Origin of the sequence: Pseudomonas sp. Mn2068, assembly GCF_049319725.1 — a bacterium.
Lineage (GTDB): Bacteria > Pseudomonadota > Gammaproteobacteria > Pseudomonadales > Pseudomonadaceae > Aquipseudomonas > Aquipseudomonas gingeri.
Window position 1 is genome coordinate 122,375 of sequence record NZ_JBMOUG010000002.1, and the last position, 14,459, is coordinate 136,833.

The window sequence follows — 14,459 nt, forward strand, 5'->3', positions numbered from 1 at the left end:
AGAGCGTCCGGCCTCTCGTCGCTATCGTTGCCACTCTTGAAACTACCCGGATCTCTTTTCATGAAAACCGTGCTTATCACCGGCTGCTCCTCCGGCTACGGCCTTGAAACCGCGCGCTATTTCCACGCCCAGGGCTGGAACGTGATCGCGACCATGCGCATGCCGCGCGAGGACCTGCTGCCCGTTTCGGAGCGCCTGCGGGTCCTGGCGCTCGACGTCACGCAGCCCGAGAGCATTGCCGCCGTGCTTGAGGCGAGCGGGTCCCTCGATGTCCTGGTCAACAATGCCGGCATCGGCCTGTTCGGTGCTTTCGAGGTGACGCCGATGGCGACGACGCGGGAAGTGTTCGAGACCAACACCTTTGGCGTGATGGCGATGACCCAGGCGGTGCTGCCGCACATGCGTGGCCGCCGTTGCGGAGTGATCGTCAATGTGACCTCCAGCGCGACGCTGGCGCCGATGCCGCTGGTGGCCGTGTATACCGCCAGCAAGATGGCGATCGAAGGGTTCACCGCGTCGCTGGCCCATGAACTGGAGGCATTCGATGTCGCGGTGAAGCTGGTCGAGCCAGGCTATGCGCCGACTACCCGTTTCACCAGCAATGGCAGCGCGCGCATGGACGGGCTGATCCCCCCGGCTTACGCGCCGTTCGCCCAGGCCGTCTTTGCCTCCCTCGCCCAGTCGTCGGCGCGGACCACCGAGCTGGACGTGGCCGAAGGGGTATGGCGCGCCGCGACGGATACCACCGGCCAGCTGCATTTTGCGGCGGGAGCGGATGCCGTGGCCCTGGCGGGTTGAGAGCCGCGCTGGCGATTGCGGTGGTCCCCCTGATGTGGAATCCTGCCGGGCATTACCTTCCCGAACGTTTCCCCATGTCCCGCTCCCAACGTCTCCTGGCCTTGCTGCAGATCCTGCGTCGTCACCGTTTTCCTGTCGCCGGGGCGGCGCTGGCCAGTGAGCTGGGCATCAACCTGCGCACGCTCTACAGGGATATCGGCACCTTGAAGGAGCAGGGCGCGACCATCGAGGGCGCCGCGGGGCTGGGCTATGTGCTTCGCCCCGGATTCATGCTGCCGCCGTTGATGTTCTCCGAAGATGAGATCGAGGCCCTGGTGCTGGGCGCGCGCTGGGTGGCGGGACGTGCCGACGAGCATCTGGGCCACGCGGCACGCAATGCCCTGGACAAGATTTCAGCGGTGCTGCCGGCGGGCCTGAGGGACGAGCTCGATGCGTCCGCCCTGCTGGTGGGGCCGAGTGCTTCGCTGTTGTCGACGGACATCGTCCAGCCCCTGATTCGTAAGGCGATCCGGGCCGAGCTGAAAACCCTGGTGGTCTACAAGGACCTGAAGGGCGAGGAATCTGCCCGGACGGTCTGGCCGTTTGCCCTGGGGTACTTCGATGAAGCCCGGGTGATGGTGGCCTGGTGTGAGCTGCGGGGCGGTTTTCGGCATTTTCGCACCGACCGGATTGTCGCTTTCACGGTTGCCGAGGAGCGGTATCCCCGCCGGCGCCAGGCACTGTTGAAGGCCTGGCGGCTCCAGGAGGGGATCGCTCCGCAGTAGCTGATCACTGCTGACAGAAATTGGTAGTGGCATACGTAGGATGGAGGCACTGGCAGACATCGTGCTGACAGTTTACTTCTTACTCCACCGTTCAGAGCCACTTCAATGATCAAGCCAAACTTCATTATCCTGTATGTCGATAGCCCGGAAACCAGCGCGCGTTTTTATGCCGAGTTGCTGGGGCGTGCACCGGTGGAGCAATCGCCGACCTTCGCCTTGTTCGCACTGGACTCGGGGTTTATGTTGGGGCTCTGGTCCCGGCATACGGTGGAACCTCGGGTGGCCGAGGTGGGTGTCGCGGGGGAAGTCGCGTTCTCCGTCGAGGACAACGCTATCGTCGATTCGACCTGTCAAGCCTGGGTTGCCCGTGGGCTGGGTGTTCTGCAAACACCGACAGAGATGGACTTCGGTTATACCTTTGTCGTTCTCGATCCCGATGGCCATCGCCTGCGTGTGTTTGCGCCATCCGGCAACTGATCAAGCACTCCTGGCTCACGCTTGCCTTGGACCTGATGGTGTGGCGAGGCTCAGGCCCGCCGCGCCATCAGCAGCACCGAAGCCGCCCCCGACAACAGCACCGCGCAACCGCGATTGAACAGGCGTTTGCCCTTGGGCTCGGCGAACCAGCGGCGCATATGCACGCCCATATAGGCGTAGGCGCTGATGGCGATCCATTCCAGCGCCAGGAACAAGGCGCCCAGTACCGCGAATTGCGACGAGACACTCTGGGTCGGGTCGACGAACTGCGGCAGGAAGGCGGTGAAGATCAGGATGGCTTTCGGATTTCCCGCCGCGACCAGAAATTCCTGGCGGGCGAGGGCGGGCAGGCTGGCCGGTGCGCCAGCCGCCTTGGCTTCGGCCTCGGGGTTGGCGCGCCAGAGCTGGATGGCGAGGTAGATCAGATAGGCCGCGCCGAGGATCTTGATGCCGTAGAACAGCAACTCGGAAGTCTGCAGTACCACCGCCAGGCCCGCCGAGGCCAGGGCGATCATTCCCCCGAAGGCCAGCAAGCGCCCGAGGCCGGCCAGGCATGAAGTGCGAAAGCCATAACGGGTCGAGTTGCTGACCGACAACAGGTTGTTCGGGCCGGGGGCCATGTTCAGGGCGAAACACGCCGGGATAAACAGGATCAGGGTCGACAGGTCCATGGCAGGCTCCAGATCGAAAGTCGGAAAAACCGACAATAACGTCAAGTCCTGGCCGGATACCAGTGCGTCGCAGGCTTTCCCCATCTGTACCTGAAACTTACTGCTCAGGTGTACGGTTCAGTGTCGATATTCCAGGGCGGCTGCGCGTTTGGTTGCAGTGCAAGGTCACAGGGCCATCGGTTGGGCGGGTGCTCGACGGTTTATCTCTGCCCCCTCCGTTCGATCGTTCCCACGCTCTGCGTGGTAATGCAGCCGTGACGCTCTGCGTCACATCGCAGAGGCATAAAGGTTGTTCCGACCCCCTTCAGCTCGCCTGTCTGTGTCACCCGGTCATGGCTTGGGATCGCTGTAGAACGCGCAGATCGCATAACCATTGGTGGTGTCGTAAAGCTCGGTCAGGAAGGTATTCAGGAACTCGCGGAAATTGTCCTTGCCGATGGCACAGGCGCCTTCATTCGGGTCGTACAGAGCCATGGCGCCAGTAGGGAAACGCCATACGCCGATGGCATGTGCCGCCCCCGACGGAAAATAGATCACAAAAATACTCATGCTCTCGCGCTTGTTCAGCGGATCGAATTGCAATTTCAGGTCGGCACCGTATTTTTTTGATGTGTACTCGTGCTTTGTTGTCGAGCGATACCAGAAATGCTGGCCGACAGTCACTTTCGCCTGTGTTTCGACGGTTGCCAGACCTGCCCAGCCGGCTTCCATCTTGTTCTGCAGGTTCAAGGCCTTGGCTTTGTTGACGATGCCTTTCGCTGGATCGGTCTTGGCCGTGTTCTGGGCAAACCACATCATCACCAGCGCCGCGCACACGCCTTCATAGTTCATCATGGGACCACCGAGAAACGTGGCAATGGTGTCCTGGGAAGACGTGAACAACAGCGCTCCTGCGCTGCTTTCGACCATTTGCGTAAAGCTCTTGGGCATGGCGCGCGCTCCTGATGGCGGTCAAGTCAGTCCCAAGGTGTAGCAGCTACTGCTGCCTGGCGCCATTTCCTGCTGGGTGGCTGCTATCTGTCTGAAGCAGACTCCAAGTTCAATTTTAGACCCCTCCAGATTGCTGGAGAGGCTTCCCATAGACTATTGCCTGTGGATTTGATAGCGTTTGGCCATGTTTTGAGTCCAGAAATGCAAAAGCTGCGATCTGACTTCACTCTAAAAAAATCACGATATCAAGGATGTAGACGAGTGATAACAGCAAATTTATTCATCGACTGGGACTCGGCCTCTCGAGTTACGCGAATAAGGCCAAGCAGTGATATGCCATTGCCCTTAAGGTTTTCTTGCACTAAACAAGCATTCACAGAATTGCAAGATAGAATAATGAGCAAGCTGGCGGAGATTGAGCCTAAGTCAACTATTAAAATATTAAAGTCTAGGATCTATCATGGCTGGCATAGAGGTAAGTCACCTTCTGCTGACAAGGTTGTATGGGATCAACTTAGAACTCAATTAAAGGCCGTATCCAGAAACAGAATTTCCTATCTGCCAGATATAGAGTTTGGCAATGAGCTTATATGCAGAGGAACTCGAAGCCCAATTTTTGATACTTTGCGGCCGGACCGAAGCAACCCTGGGTCTTCAAGTCAGAAGATGGTGGACACAGCTTTAGTTTCCGATCTCCTAAGCTTCTGTCGCTCTGAAAGTGGTAGCTTCAGACGAAATGAAAGACCTACCACCTTGGCCATAGTAGTAGGTGATGATGACGATCTTTTGCCAGGTGTATTTGTCGCTGAAGCCTGGGGGTTGCCAACTTACGTATTTCGGATCACGCGTGACCACGACAATAAGCATTTAAGTACAGATGGAATAATTCATAGGATTTGAAATGAGCATAGCACAAGCAATCGAAGACATTAAGTTGTTCTGCGATCCGTTCACTGAGATCGCTCAGAAGCCTGTGGCCGGAAAAAAAAGAATCATATTAATTCGGAACGGTAGAGAGCTGATTTTTGATCTCGACGTAGAAACAGGTAGGATCTCAGCGAAGCATAAAAAAGCCGAATACAAAGACATTAAGACACTTATTGCCTCAAGTGAGTTTTCGGATATAAAAAGATTTGCGGAAACCCAAAAAAGGTTCTTTTCTCAAACGAAAGAGAAGCCAGTAATTGAGTCAGAGATAAGCTATGGCGGAAATGACATACTTGCAAAAGACCTTGATAGTAGTATAAAAATTACAGATGGCAAGGTAACATTGGTTTTGCTAGACGGTCCGGCGGGAGTAGGTAAAACTTTCCAAATTACTGAGTTGGCAAAAGCACAATACAATAAATTCCTCTCGGATAATCTCAGTCCTCCAGTAATTATCATATCGAGCAGCGGTCGCCGTCTGTCTAACTTCAAAGACGTCCTTGCAGCTACTACTCAAGACATGGGTGCGTCCTTCACGGGGGCACACGTACCTATGCTTGTTAGGCACGGCTTGTTGATCGCGGCAATTGATGGATTTGACGAACTTGTGGATGCTGATGGGTATGAGGACTCTTGGCGCGCTCTAAAGGATTTCATTGAGGAAATTGGTGATTCTGGCAAGGTAATACTTGCTGCGCGAGACACTTTTCTCGATGAGCAGGAACTGATATCTCGAATTAGTGCCGAAAACAAAGGTGCTATTGATCTAAAACTTGCACACATAAAACTTGCAACAATTGAAACTGCAATTAAATACCTATCGAACTCTAAGTGGAAGCCTACTGACCTAGGTCAGGAAATAACAGCTGATATATTTTCGAGTAACAGCTACGCCTTGCGTCCCTTTTTTCTCAGTGTTTTGAGGGATGCCGGTGGGTGGTCAAACGTGAGCTCGGAAGGCTTTCGCTCATTCCTAGTAAACAATCTCATTGAGCGCGAATCCAAAATACTTTCAAAGACTTTCGGGAATTTGAATAGCGAGGATATTGCGCCAAACCTAAACGCTCTCTTTGAAGAGGTCGCGTTAGAAATGGCCACAAGGGAGAATAATTTAATTGAAATAGACCATCTGGCCTTCCTGACAGACTATTGCTTCGGTGAGTTGCTAGACGATAATTCCCGCCGAAAACTTACGCACAAGGCCGGTAGTATTTCTCTTCTAGAGACTTCTGATATCAAGGATAAAAGGAAATTTCCTCATACTGAGGTGCAATATTACTTTCTAGGGAATGCGCTAGTAGCGCAACTAGCTAAAAAATCCATTCCTGGCGTGCTTCGAAGAACTATTCTAAGTGCGGAGCATCTTGAAGTTTTCGCGGAGGTTTTCACTCGAGCAGAACAAATAGCAAAAAATGCAATGGACTATCTATATGCGACAATCAATGGGGATTCATCCAACGATGGTCTAGCTTCAAACGGTGGTGCAATGGTGCTGCTGAGTTTTGCCATGGGCCTTACTGATCGAATCGATTACCTTGTAGTAAATGATGCAACCTTCGCGGGCGGCTCTCCAAGCGGCGCACTTCAAGATGTCACAATAAGCCGACTAGATATTTGCGGGAGCGATGTTTCCAATGTGACTTTTGAGAAAGTCAAGATTGGAACTCTCGTAGTTAATGAATTCACCATGTTCGGCAGTAGCGTACCGAGCGTGGACGCGCTAGAGATTCGAGGAGAGAATCCTCGCACTGAAAGAGAACCAAGTGAAATTGATGCGTTCATTCGTAATCACTTTGCCGATACAGACATAGGAAAACTCAGAGAGCATCCTGCGGTTTATCTATTGGAGAAAGTTGCTCGTAGATCGGTAAGATATTGCTACCTCCGAGACGGAGACGATGACGAGGGATCATTCATGCTCCGTGATGAGCACTGGCCTCATGTTAAAAGTGTTCTACTTGAGCATGGTCGAATGGAAGTCAAGAAAGGTAAGCCTATGCATGGTAGGCCAGCCGCGCTGATGAGAATTAAGCGCCCCATTGAACTACTCGACTTTAAGTCTCCAGAGACTTTGGCGATCGTAGATCAGCTAACTAAGGAAGGTGCGTAGCTTCATTGCTGATCTCAGGGCCGGTTTCCATCAGAAGCGGTCACTAATGGGCGTCCCCTTTTAGCTGTTCAACCATGAGAAACAAGCACTAATGAAAACCATATTTGAAGACATCATCACGCGCTATGGCACAAAGCGCGCAGAGTTTATCGCAGAGACCTGGCCGAAAACCCCAAAATGGCTTGAATTCATCAAGGTGTCGGAGTCCCCAAGAGCGGAGGAGTACTTTGATGAGGAGATGGAGTTTTACAGGGCGTTCGAGCTGGAACTTGATGATATTCCGAAATTGAGAAATAAAGAAATCAGCACACCTCAATGGGAGGAGATTGTTAATTTTTTAAAAATCCATAACGAGAGACTATCATCGCAAATTGATAACTCGACGACGCTCACCGCCACCTTCGTTTTTATGGGGTCTCTATTTATTCTGCTTGCAAATTACATCACCAATATATTCTACGTTCCGTTTGCATTCCTGGCTGTGGTCGCCATACAGATTTTTTTACAACGGATGGGGCGTCGGCATGAGCTGGCTAGAAATAAAGAGCTTTTGATCATTATCGAAAATTACATCAAAAAATGTCGCACTGAGTCGCCTCGGATTTCGTAGACGGCGACTGTCCGCTCCTGGCCGGTTTCAGCCCTTCACGACGGGCACAATTCAGCCAGCTGTGATCTTTGTTGGAGCGGGCTTACCCACAAGGAAGCTGATTCAGCAACGCACATACTCTTTGAGCTGTGTCATCTGCGCTATCGGGAACGACTATGGAAATGCCTACATAGTGCTCAAGGTGCAGGGTAAGCGTGTGTTCGTCCACCAACAGATCCCAGTAGCGCTGGTCTAGGCCATCGAGCTTCTCTTTCCAGCGACCGCCCAGCCCATGCTCAAGAACCCGGGCCACGTCATCGAAAAGCTTCCAGTCGGCTTTTTCTGATACTTCAATTGTCGCCATGCTTCACCTCACCACCAGCAGCCCCCGATTCTGGTGGCTCCTGCGGATGGCCGCAACGTGCCGAAAGCTGCCGCCCGGTCAATGCGTGTTACCGATCGAGCGGCAAGCCGGGCCGGAAGCCAGCCTCACCTATTTCAACGGAACGTAAATATCCGTTTGCCATTGATCCTGCGGCGTTTCGGGAAAGACGCTCAGGTAGTGGAAGAACAACGGATGATCCCGAAGCTCTTCTTTACTGGAGGGAAGCCAGTCGCGGTAAAGCGGGTAGATGGTTTCTCCGATGTAGTCAGGTGAGCCCGTATGGCGAATCACGGCACAGCGCCCTGCGGGGATGACCCGTTCATGCACACCGAATTCATTGGGCAGTACGGCCTCCTTTATCTCGCCGCAAATCGCGAACCGAAAGTCCTCTGCGGACGTGGTATCGGGATTGTCGTAGGGGATGCCAAAGGAGCGGCTCAGGGCCACCGGCGACTGGCCGCTCCGCATGCGCCATTGACGGAAAAGATTGACGCTTTCACTGACGAGGGCGGGAGCCCCACGATGTTCAAGCGCTGCCACGCGGGTTTCGGCGAACTCCACGATACGTATCTGCATGGTGATACTCCTGGAAAAGTGAGGGACAACGAATACCGCACTCCAGAGCTGCCAGTTCGGTGCCTTTGCGAACGCACTCGGCGCCATGCCGAAGGCTCGCTTGAACGCCCTTGAAAAGGCCTCGGGGCTTTCGAAGCCAGCACTGAGTGCTGTCTCCAGAACGGACTGATCAGGTGAGCCGACCAATTGGTGCGCGGCGCGCCGAAGCCTCATCAGCTGCACATACTGTGCAACCGGAACGCCGACATACGCCGTGAACTGTCGATGAAAATGGAACGCCGAGAAGTTGGCGATCCGGCTCAATGCATTCACCGACAGATCGCCTTCGAGGTACGTATCGATGTAGGCGAGCACAGCGTCGAATCGTTTTGCATAGGCATGGCTGCTGCTTAAGTCAGTCACCGAACGAAAACTCCTGAAGATACGGTGAGCAATAGCATCCGCCTTTGCGCCCTCGATGTTCCTAGCCGGGTTTGCTCTGATTGGGTTTGGCCTCGCAGTGGAGAGCTGCCGCTTCGCTCACTGCGCAGGGGTCAATCTGTTGCGTCGACCGGTTGAATCCACAACCCCAAGCAGACACTCACGGACGCTGTATCTAGAGCGACAGGTCTGAACGCGGAGTGCTATTAACGAACCGCGCTGATGCCTTCCAGCGTCGAGAAAGAAGTATCTTTCGCCGTCAGTAAAAAGTCTTGCATGTATGGCGTTGCCAGCATGTCTGAACGCACCGCAGCGAACAGAGTCGGAAACAAGCCGTTGTCGCCCAGGCGCCGCGCTGTGACATAACCACGAGACGTGTATTCGTATAGCGCCCAGTTCGGCAAGCAGCAAACGCCCCTACCTGATGCCACTAATTGCATCATCATCACGGTCATCTCTGACGTTCGAACGTTGAGTGGCTCGACATCGGCTGGATCGAGGAAGCGTGTGAAGATATCCAGGCGGTCCCGTTCGATGGGGTAGGTGATCAGCGTGAAGGGTTTCAAGTCGATTGGCAGAATGACGTTTTTTCCAACCAGTGGATGGTGATTATCCACTGCCAGTAATGCTTCATAGGCAAACAGCGGCACGTAGGTAATGCCGTTCAGGTTGATTGGATCGGATGTTACGACCAGATCCAGATCCCCACGAGCCAGTGCAGGTAGTGGTGCGAAAGAAAACCCTGATGCCAGATCCATCTCTACCTCGGGCCATGAGGTCCTGAAGGCGTCGATGGCTGGCATTAACCACTGAAAGCAGCTGTGGCACTCAATAGCCATGTGCAAACGTCCAGCGGAGCCCCCCGCTAGCCGGCTGAAATCGCGTTCGGCTTCCCTCAGCAATGGCAGGACTTCGTCAGCCAGTCTCAGCAATCTCAGGCCCGCGCTGGTAAAGCGCATCGGCTTTGATTTGCGCGTGAACAATGTCATTCCCATCCGCTCTTCCAACTCCTTCATCTGATGGGAAATGGCTGACTGAGTAAGATTCAGGCGCTCAGCCGTTTCAACCAGGCTGCTGGTGTCACGCATGGCTTGAACGGTTTTAAGATGACGAATATCGATCATGATTATGAATAAAATTTGAGTTGATAGGTATTAGGATTAGTTTGTCTCACCATAGATCAATTGACGACAATGGGTCCAGCGAAAGGCATGGAGCATGAGCCTGAGCGTGGCGTGCGTTGCACCCTGTGCTTTGAGCGTACGGATCCTGTACGCCTTCGAACATGGCTTCAGCGTCATCAGCAGTTCGCTGGCGATTTCTCGTTGGAAAGACATGAAACAGATCACCGATAGCGGTATCCGCAGCACACGGAAATACCCCGACGCCACTGATTGGGATTACAGATGGCGTAAGAGTGGTGGCGTCGCTCGTGATCGAAGCGGTCAAGCAGATCCGCCATCATGAGCGCAACTAATGATTTTTTGAAATCAATTCGTTTTTGTTCATACAGCCTCCCTGCTTAAAATGCGTGCAGCTCTTCACCGTGGTCGATCTACAGGCTGCCGAGTGAAGGAACAGAAAGTTGATCAAAGCTGAAAGAAGCAAGACGCCAGTTCAGCTTTGTCGAAATACAGGTGCGGGTCACGATGAAAAACGAATTCACATTTGCTATCAAGAGCATTTGTTTCGATGAGAACTATTGTCCGTCGGACAAGACGCGGATTACCACCAACTTTGCCAATCTGGCGCGAGGAGAGAGTCGCCAGGAGAATTTGCGTAACACCCTGAAGATGATCGACAACCGCTTCAACACTCTGGCGCATTGGGACAATCCTGAAGGTGATCGTTACACGGTCGAGCTGGAAATCATTTCCGCTGAAATGAATATCGATGCGCATCTCAGTGGTAATGCCATCCCGTTGATCGAGGTGTTGAAAACCACCATCGTTGACAGGAAAACCAACGAGCGCATCGAGGGCATTGTCGGAAACAACTTCTCCTCCTATGTGCGGGATTACGATTTCAGTGTCGTGTTGCTGGAGCACAACAAGAATCAGGCCGGGTTCAGTACGCCAGACGATTTTGGCGATCTGCACGGCAAGCTGTTCAAATGCTTCGTCAACTCGGACGCCTACAGGGAGCACTTCAAAAAGCCGCCTGTCATCTGCCTGAGCGTTTCGAGCAGCAGAACTTACCAGCGCACCGAGAACCAGCATCCTGTACTGGGTGTTGAATATCAGCAGGATGAATATTCCCTGACGGATGAATACTTCAAAAAGATGGGCTTGAAGGTCCGCTATTTCATGCCGCCGAACAGTGCAGCGCCGTTGGCTTTCTATTTCTCCGGCGATTTGCTCGATGATTACAGCAATCTTGAGCTGATCGGTACGATCAGCACGATGGACACTTTCCAGAAGATCTATCGCCCCGAGATTTACAACGCGAATTCCGCGGCCGGGAAAGTCTATCAGCCCAGCTTGAAACACCAGGACTACTCGTTGACTCGAATCGTGTACGACCGAGATGAGCGCAGTCGTCTGGCTGTTGAGCAGGGGAAGTTTGCTGGAGAGCACTTCATCAAGCCTTATCAGACCATTCTTGAGCAATGGTCTGCCAGTTACGCTCTTTGAGTCATTGAAAATACAAGGTTTTAATCGGCTATGAAAAAATTGTTACCGACTTCAACTGCTGGCAGCTTGCCTAAACCTACCTGGCTAGCACAGCCTGAAACCCTCTGGTCGCCCTGGAAATTGCAGGATGAAGGGTTGATCGAGGGCAAACAGGATGCGTTGCGCCTGGCGCTGCAAGAGCAGCAGCACGCTGGCATCGATATCGTCAGTGACGGCGAACAGACGCGTCAGCACTTTGTGACCACATTTATCGAGCACCTCGAAGGGGTCGATTTCGAAAAGCGCGAAACCGTCAGGATTCGTGATCGCTACGATGCCAGCGTACCCACGGTGGTGGGGGCTGTTGCCCGCAGGAAGCCAGTTTTTGTAGAAGACGCGAAGTTCCTGCGTCAGCAAACCGGGCAACCGATCAAATGGGCTCTGCCAGGCCCCATGACCATGATCGATACGCTCTTTGATGCCCACTACAAGAGTCGTGAAAAGCTGGCTTGGGAGTTCGCCAGGATCCTCAACCAGGAGGCCAGGGAACTCGAAGCTGCTGGCGTCGACATCATTCAATTCGATGAGCCTGCATTCAATGTGTTCTTCGATGAGGTGAACGAGTGGGGCGTTGCCACCCTGGAACGGGCCATCGAAGGACTCAAATGCGAAACGGCAGTGCATATCTGTTACGGCTACGGCATCAAGGCCAACACCGACTGGAAAAAGACCTTGGGTTCAGAATGGCGCCAGTATGAAGAGGCGTTCCCCAAGTTGCAGAAATCAAGCATCGATATCGTCTCGCTGGAGTGCCATAACTCTCACGTTCCAATGGATCTGATCGAACTCATTCGCGGCAAGAAAGTGATGGTCGGTGCCATCGACGTGGCAAACCATACCATTGAGACGCCTGAGGAAGTGGCCAATACCCTGCGCAAGGCACTTCAGTTCGTCGATGCCGACAAGCTCTATCCATGCACCAACTGCGGCATGGCGCCATTGCCTCGCCAGGTAGCAAGGGGCAAGTTGAATGCGTTGAGCGCCGGTGCAGAGATCATCCGCAAAGAGCTGTCGAACTAGGATTTAGCATGTCACTCCCTGCCACTGAGACAGTTACTGCCATTGAGCCCGTGAGCTTTCGTGAGGCGCTCGGACACTACGCTTCCGGTATTACGGTGATTACATCGCACACCGGTGACGAGCCGATTGGCTTTACGTGTCAGTCGTTCTATAGCGTGTCGATGAACCCGCCGCTGGTGTCGTTCAGTGTCATGCGCAGTTCGGCCAGTTATCCGAAAATTCGCGAGGCGGGTCGATTCGCAGTCAATATTCTATCCGGTGAACAGGTCAGGATTTCCAACCAGTTCGCTCGCCGGGGCACGGATAAATGGCAGGGAATCGAATGGCAGCAATCACCGCTGGGCAATCCGGTTATTGCCGACAGTCTGCATTGGCTGGATTGTGAAATTCACGCTGAATATGTTGCGGGTGATCATGTGATCGTGATTGGTGAAGTGAAAGCGTTAAACCTGCATAAAGCCGACGCGGCGCAGCCGTTGCTGTATTTCAAAGGGCAGTACCGCAATTTGGCGGCACACGATGCCGTTTGAGCGAAGAGTCTCTGGCAGTGTGTAAGGGAGTGGCCGGAGGTCACTCCGTTACTTTGTATTGACGCGACCACCCGGCTAATCACAACGCTCGCACCGGGATGCACAGCTCGCAGTCGAGCTTACCGGCCACCGCATACGTGACGTCCATGGTCATCTGCTCCTGGCGCGGTTTCCCAGGGCAATCCCCAGCGCAACGACGATCAGCCCCAGGGCCACGGCAAAGGTAGTGTGCATGCCGGCTGCCACCGCCTCGGGATCCGCCGTGATGATATCGCTGCTGGTCGTGGCGAATACAAATACTGCGCCCAAGGCCGCGGTGCCGGTGATCAGGCCGAGATTGCGCGACAGGTTGAGCAGGCCGGCAATCACGCCCCGCCGGTCTGCCGGGATTTCGCTCATGACGGCGGTATTGTTGGCCGTCTGGAACACGGCGTAGCCCAGGGTGAGGATCACCATGGGCACGATGTAGCCGGCGACACCCAGTGTTCGCGGCAGCAGCGATAACCCCAGGCAGCCGAGGGCGATGGCCAGCAACCCGGCGAGGGTCATGACGGGGGCGCCGAAACGGTCGGCGATCCGTCCGGCGGGTAGGCCGGCCAACGCCGCGACGGCGGGTCCGATCGCCAGGACCAGGCCTACCCGTGCCGGTTCCAGGCCGAGGGCGAGGGCCAGGTAGAACGGCCCGACCACCAGGGTCGCCATCAGTACCGTGGTAACCAGCGTGCTCATGACCAGGCTGGCGCTCAGCAAGCGGTCACGGAACATCGCCGGTTGGATCAGTGGCGAGGCGACCTTCGTCTCGACCCACGCGAAAAGCCCGGCACCCACGGCCGCTACCACCAGCAGGGCGATATTGAGCGAGCCGAAATGGTTGCGCCCCAGGGTCATGGCCAGTGCGTAGGCACCCAGGGTCAGGGCCAGCAGCGCCGTGCCCGGCAGGTCGAAGCTGGGGCGCCTGACCTGGGTTGCAAGTGGATCAGCGGGCAGGTGGCGATAGGCGAGCAGCCAGGTCAGCAAGCCCAGCGGTACGCAGATCAGGAAGATCGCCTGCCAGCCGAATCCGGCGATCAGCATGCCACCCAGCGATGGCCCGAGGGCGGTGCCGATGGCCGAGGTGCTGCCGAGCAGGCCCATGGCGCTACCGGTGCGGGCCTTGGGCACGGTCTGGCCGACAAAGGCCAGGGTCAGCGCCATCATGATCGCCGCGCCAAGCCCTTGCAGCGCTCGCGCGCCAATCAGCCAGCCCAGTGTCGGTGCCAGGCCGCACAAGGCCGAGGCCGCGGTGAACAGGGCGATGCCGGACAGCAGCAGGCGACGCCGACCCAGCAGGTCGCCCAGGCGTCCGACGCTGACGATCAGCGTGGTGATCGCCAGCAGATAGGCGAGGACGACCCACTGGACCTGCTGGAAGGACGCCTCGAACGCCTGGGCCAGGGTCGGCAGGCCGACGTTGGCGATGCTGGTGCCGAGGGACGACAGCAGAATGGACAGGGCCAGGCTGCTCAGGGCCCAGCGTACGGAGGGGGCATCGCTGCCATGGTTTGCGCTGGCTTGATGTCGTGCGGTGGTGGTGACTTTCATCCCGTCCTC

At 55.0% G+C, this 14,459-nt stretch carries 16 protein-coding genes; 10 read left to right on the forward strand and 6 right to left on the reverse strand.

The window, feature by feature from the left end:
• The first annotated feature begins 60 nt into the window (after window positions 1-60).
• The 3 genes from ACL9RJ_RS05155 (at window position 61) to ACL9RJ_RS05165 (ending at window position 2,039) form a co-directional block, all read left to right on the forward strand.
• The gene (locus tag ACL9RJ_RS05155) at window positions 61-798 is read left to right on the forward strand and encodes an SDR family oxidoreductase (RefSeq protein ID WP_177119091.1); all 738 of its coding nucleotides are present in this window, start codon (window positions 61-63) and stop codon (window positions 796-798) included.
• A gap of 74 nt (window positions 799-872) precedes the next feature.
• Window positions 873-1,562 (forward strand): helix-turn-helix transcriptional regulator, encoded by a 690-nt coding sequence (locus tag ACL9RJ_RS05160; RefSeq protein WP_177058852.1) that lies wholly within the window; start codon window positions 873-875, stop codon window positions 1,560-1,562.
• A 105-nt stretch (window positions 1,563-1,667) separates the two neighbouring features.
• A complete protein-coding gene (locus tag ACL9RJ_RS05165; RefSeq protein WP_422764973.1) occupies window positions 1,668-2,039 on the forward strand; it encodes a VOC family protein in 372 nt (123 codons plus the stop codon).
• Between the two features lie 50 nt (window positions 2,040-2,089).
• On the opposite strand, the gene ACL9RJ_RS05170 is transcribed toward ACL9RJ_RS05165, so the two are convergent.
• A complete protein-coding gene (locus ACL9RJ_RS05170) occupies window positions 2,090-2,710 on the reverse strand; it encodes a LysE family translocator (RefSeq protein ID WP_017124693.1) in 621 nt (206 codons plus the stop codon).
• Window positions 2,711-3,040: 330 nt separating this feature from the next.
• A complete protein-coding gene (locus ACL9RJ_RS05175) occupies window positions 3,041-3,640 on the reverse strand; it encodes a hypothetical protein (protein ID WP_177058848.1) in 600 nt (199 codons plus the stop codon).
• A gap of 396 nt (window positions 3,641-4,036) precedes the next feature.
• Between ACL9RJ_RS05175 and ACL9RJ_RS05180 the strand changes: the two genes are divergently transcribed.
• The 3 genes from ACL9RJ_RS05180 (at window position 4,037) to ACL9RJ_RS05190 (ending at window position 7,287) form a co-directional block, all read left to right on the forward strand.
• On the forward strand, window positions 4,037-4,540 hold the full coding sequence (locus ACL9RJ_RS05180) for a hypothetical protein (RefSeq protein ID WP_177086862.1): 504 nt from the start codon (window positions 4,037-4,039) through the stop codon (window positions 4,538-4,540).
• A 1-nt stretch (window position 4,541) separates the two neighbouring features.
• A complete protein-coding gene (locus ACL9RJ_RS05185; protein WP_177129227.1) occupies window positions 4,542-6,677 on the forward strand; it encodes a hypothetical protein in 2,136 nt (711 codons plus the stop codon).
• Between the two features lie 91 nt (window positions 6,678-6,768).
• Window positions 6,769-7,287 (forward strand): hypothetical protein, encoded by a 519-nt coding sequence (locus ACL9RJ_RS05190; protein ID WP_177086866.1) that lies wholly within the window; start codon window positions 6,769-6,771, stop codon window positions 7,285-7,287.
• 82 nt (window positions 7,288-7,369) lie between these two features.
• Here ACL9RJ_RS05190 and ACL9RJ_RS05195 read toward each other — a convergent pair whose 3' ends face one another.
• From ACL9RJ_RS05195 to ACL9RJ_RS05205, 3 genes are all read right to left on the reverse strand, one after another.
• Entirely contained in the window at window positions 7,370-7,630 is a 261-nt protein-coding gene (locus tag ACL9RJ_RS05195; RefSeq protein ID WP_177058544.1) for a DUF3630 family protein, read from the reverse strand.
• 129 nt (window positions 7,631-7,759) lie between these two features.
• Window positions 7,760-8,629: an AraC family transcriptional regulator gene (locus tag ACL9RJ_RS05200; RefSeq protein ID WP_017124689.1), complete on the reverse strand. Its 870-nt coding sequence runs from the start codon at window positions 8,627-8,629 to the stop codon at window positions 7,760-7,762.
• A 224-nt stretch (window positions 8,630-8,853) separates the two neighbouring features.
• Window positions 8,854-9,771 carry a LysR family transcriptional regulator gene (locus ACL9RJ_RS05205; protein WP_042934695.1) on the reverse strand — a complete coding sequence of 306 codons (918 nt, stop codon included), beginning with the start codon at window positions 9,769-9,771 and terminating at the stop codon, window positions 8,854-8,856.
• 94 nt (window positions 9,772-9,865) lie between these two features.
• On the opposite strand from ACL9RJ_RS05205, the gene ACL9RJ_RS05210 reads away from it, so the two are divergent.
• From ACL9RJ_RS05210 to ACL9RJ_RS05225, 4 genes are all read left to right on the forward strand, one after another.
• Window positions 9,866-10,114 carry an epoxyqueuosine reductase QueH gene (locus tag ACL9RJ_RS05210; RefSeq protein ID WP_422764974.1) on the forward strand — a complete coding sequence of 83 codons (249 nt, stop codon included), beginning with the start codon at window positions 9,866-9,868 and terminating at the stop codon, window positions 10,112-10,114.
• A 182-nt stretch (window positions 10,115-10,296) separates the two neighbouring features.
• Window positions 10,297-11,280, forward strand: a complete 984-nt coding sequence (locus tag ACL9RJ_RS05215) for a DUF1852 domain-containing protein (protein ID WP_422764975.1) — start codon at window positions 10,297-10,299, stop codon at window positions 11,278-11,280.
• A gap of 30 nt (window positions 11,281-11,310) precedes the next feature.
• Complete coding sequence (locus ACL9RJ_RS05220; protein WP_422764976.1) at window positions 11,311-12,339, forward strand: methionine synthase; 1,029 nt, start codon at window positions 11,311-11,313, stop codon at window positions 12,337-12,339.
• A gap of 8 nt (window positions 12,340-12,347) precedes the next feature.
• The gene (locus ACL9RJ_RS05225; protein WP_422764977.1) at window positions 12,348-12,869 is read left to right on the forward strand and encodes a flavin reductase family protein; all 522 of its coding nucleotides are present in this window, start codon (window positions 12,348-12,350) and stop codon (window positions 12,867-12,869) included.
• A gap of 150 nt (window positions 12,870-13,019) precedes the next feature.
• Here ACL9RJ_RS05225 and ACL9RJ_RS05230 read toward each other — a convergent pair whose 3' ends face one another.
• Complete coding sequence (locus ACL9RJ_RS05230; protein WP_177119099.1) at window positions 13,020-14,450, reverse strand: MFS transporter; 1,431 nt, start codon at window positions 14,448-14,450, stop codon at window positions 13,020-13,022.
• Window positions 14,451-14,459 lie beyond the last annotated feature (9 nt).

Bases quoted from the DNA above. Each gene is read 5' to 3' on its own strand.
- ACL9RJ_RS05185 (WP_177129227.1), top strand. From the start codon at position 4,542: ATGAGCATAGCACAAGCAATCGAAGACATTAAGTTGTTCTGCGATCCG.
- ACL9RJ_RS05205 (WP_042934695.1), bottom strand. From the start codon at position 9,771: ATGATCGATATTCGTCATCTTAAAACCGTTCAAGCCATGCGTGACACC.
- ACL9RJ_RS05225 (WP_422764977.1), top strand. From the start codon at position 12,348: ATGTCACTCCCTGCCACTGAGACAGTTACTGCCATTGAGCCCGTGAGC.
- ACL9RJ_RS05180 (WP_177086862.1), top strand. From the start codon at position 4,037: ATGAGCAAGCTGGCGGAGATTGAGCCTAAGTCAACTATTAAAATATTA.
- ACL9RJ_RS05175 (WP_177058848.1), bottom strand. From the start codon at position 3,640: ATGCCCAAGAGCTTTACGCAAATGGTCGAAAGCAGCGCAGGAGCGCTG.
- ACL9RJ_RS05190 (WP_177086866.1), top strand. From the start codon at position 6,769: ATGAAAACCATATTTGAAGACATCATCACGCGCTATGGCACAAAGCGC.
- ACL9RJ_RS05195 (WP_177058544.1), bottom strand. From the start codon at position 7,630: ATGGCGACAATTGAAGTATCAGAAAAAGCCGACTGGAAGCTTTTCGAT.
- ACL9RJ_RS05155 (WP_177119091.1), top strand. From the start codon at position 61: ATGAAAACCGTGCTTATCACCGGCTGCTCCTCCGGCTACGGCCTTGAA.
- ACL9RJ_RS05210 (WP_422764974.1), top strand. From the start codon at position 9,866: ATGAGCCTGAGCGTGGCGTGCGTTGCACCCTGTGCTTTGAGCGTACGG.
- ACL9RJ_RS05165 (WP_422764973.1), top strand. From the start codon at position 1,668: ATGATCAAGCCAAACTTCATTATCCTGTATGTCGATAGCCCGGAAACC.
- ACL9RJ_RS05160 (WP_177058852.1), top strand. From the start codon at position 873: ATGTCCCGCTCCCAACGTCTCCTGGCCTTGCTGCAGATCCTGCGTCGT.
- ACL9RJ_RS05170 (WP_017124693.1), bottom strand. From the start codon at position 2,710: ATGGACCTGTCGACCCTGATCCTGTTTATCCCGGCGTGTTTCGCCCTG.
- ACL9RJ_RS05230 (WP_177119099.1), bottom strand. From the start codon at position 14,450: ATGAAAGTCACCACCACCGCACGACATCAAGCCAGCGCAAACCATGGC.
- ACL9RJ_RS05220 (WP_422764976.1), top strand. From the start codon at position 11,311: ATGAAAAAATTGTTACCGACTTCAACTGCTGGCAGCTTGCCTAAACCT.
- ACL9RJ_RS05215 (WP_422764975.1), top strand. From the start codon at position 10,297: ATGAAAAACGAATTCACATTTGCTATCAAGAGCATTTGTTTCGATGAG.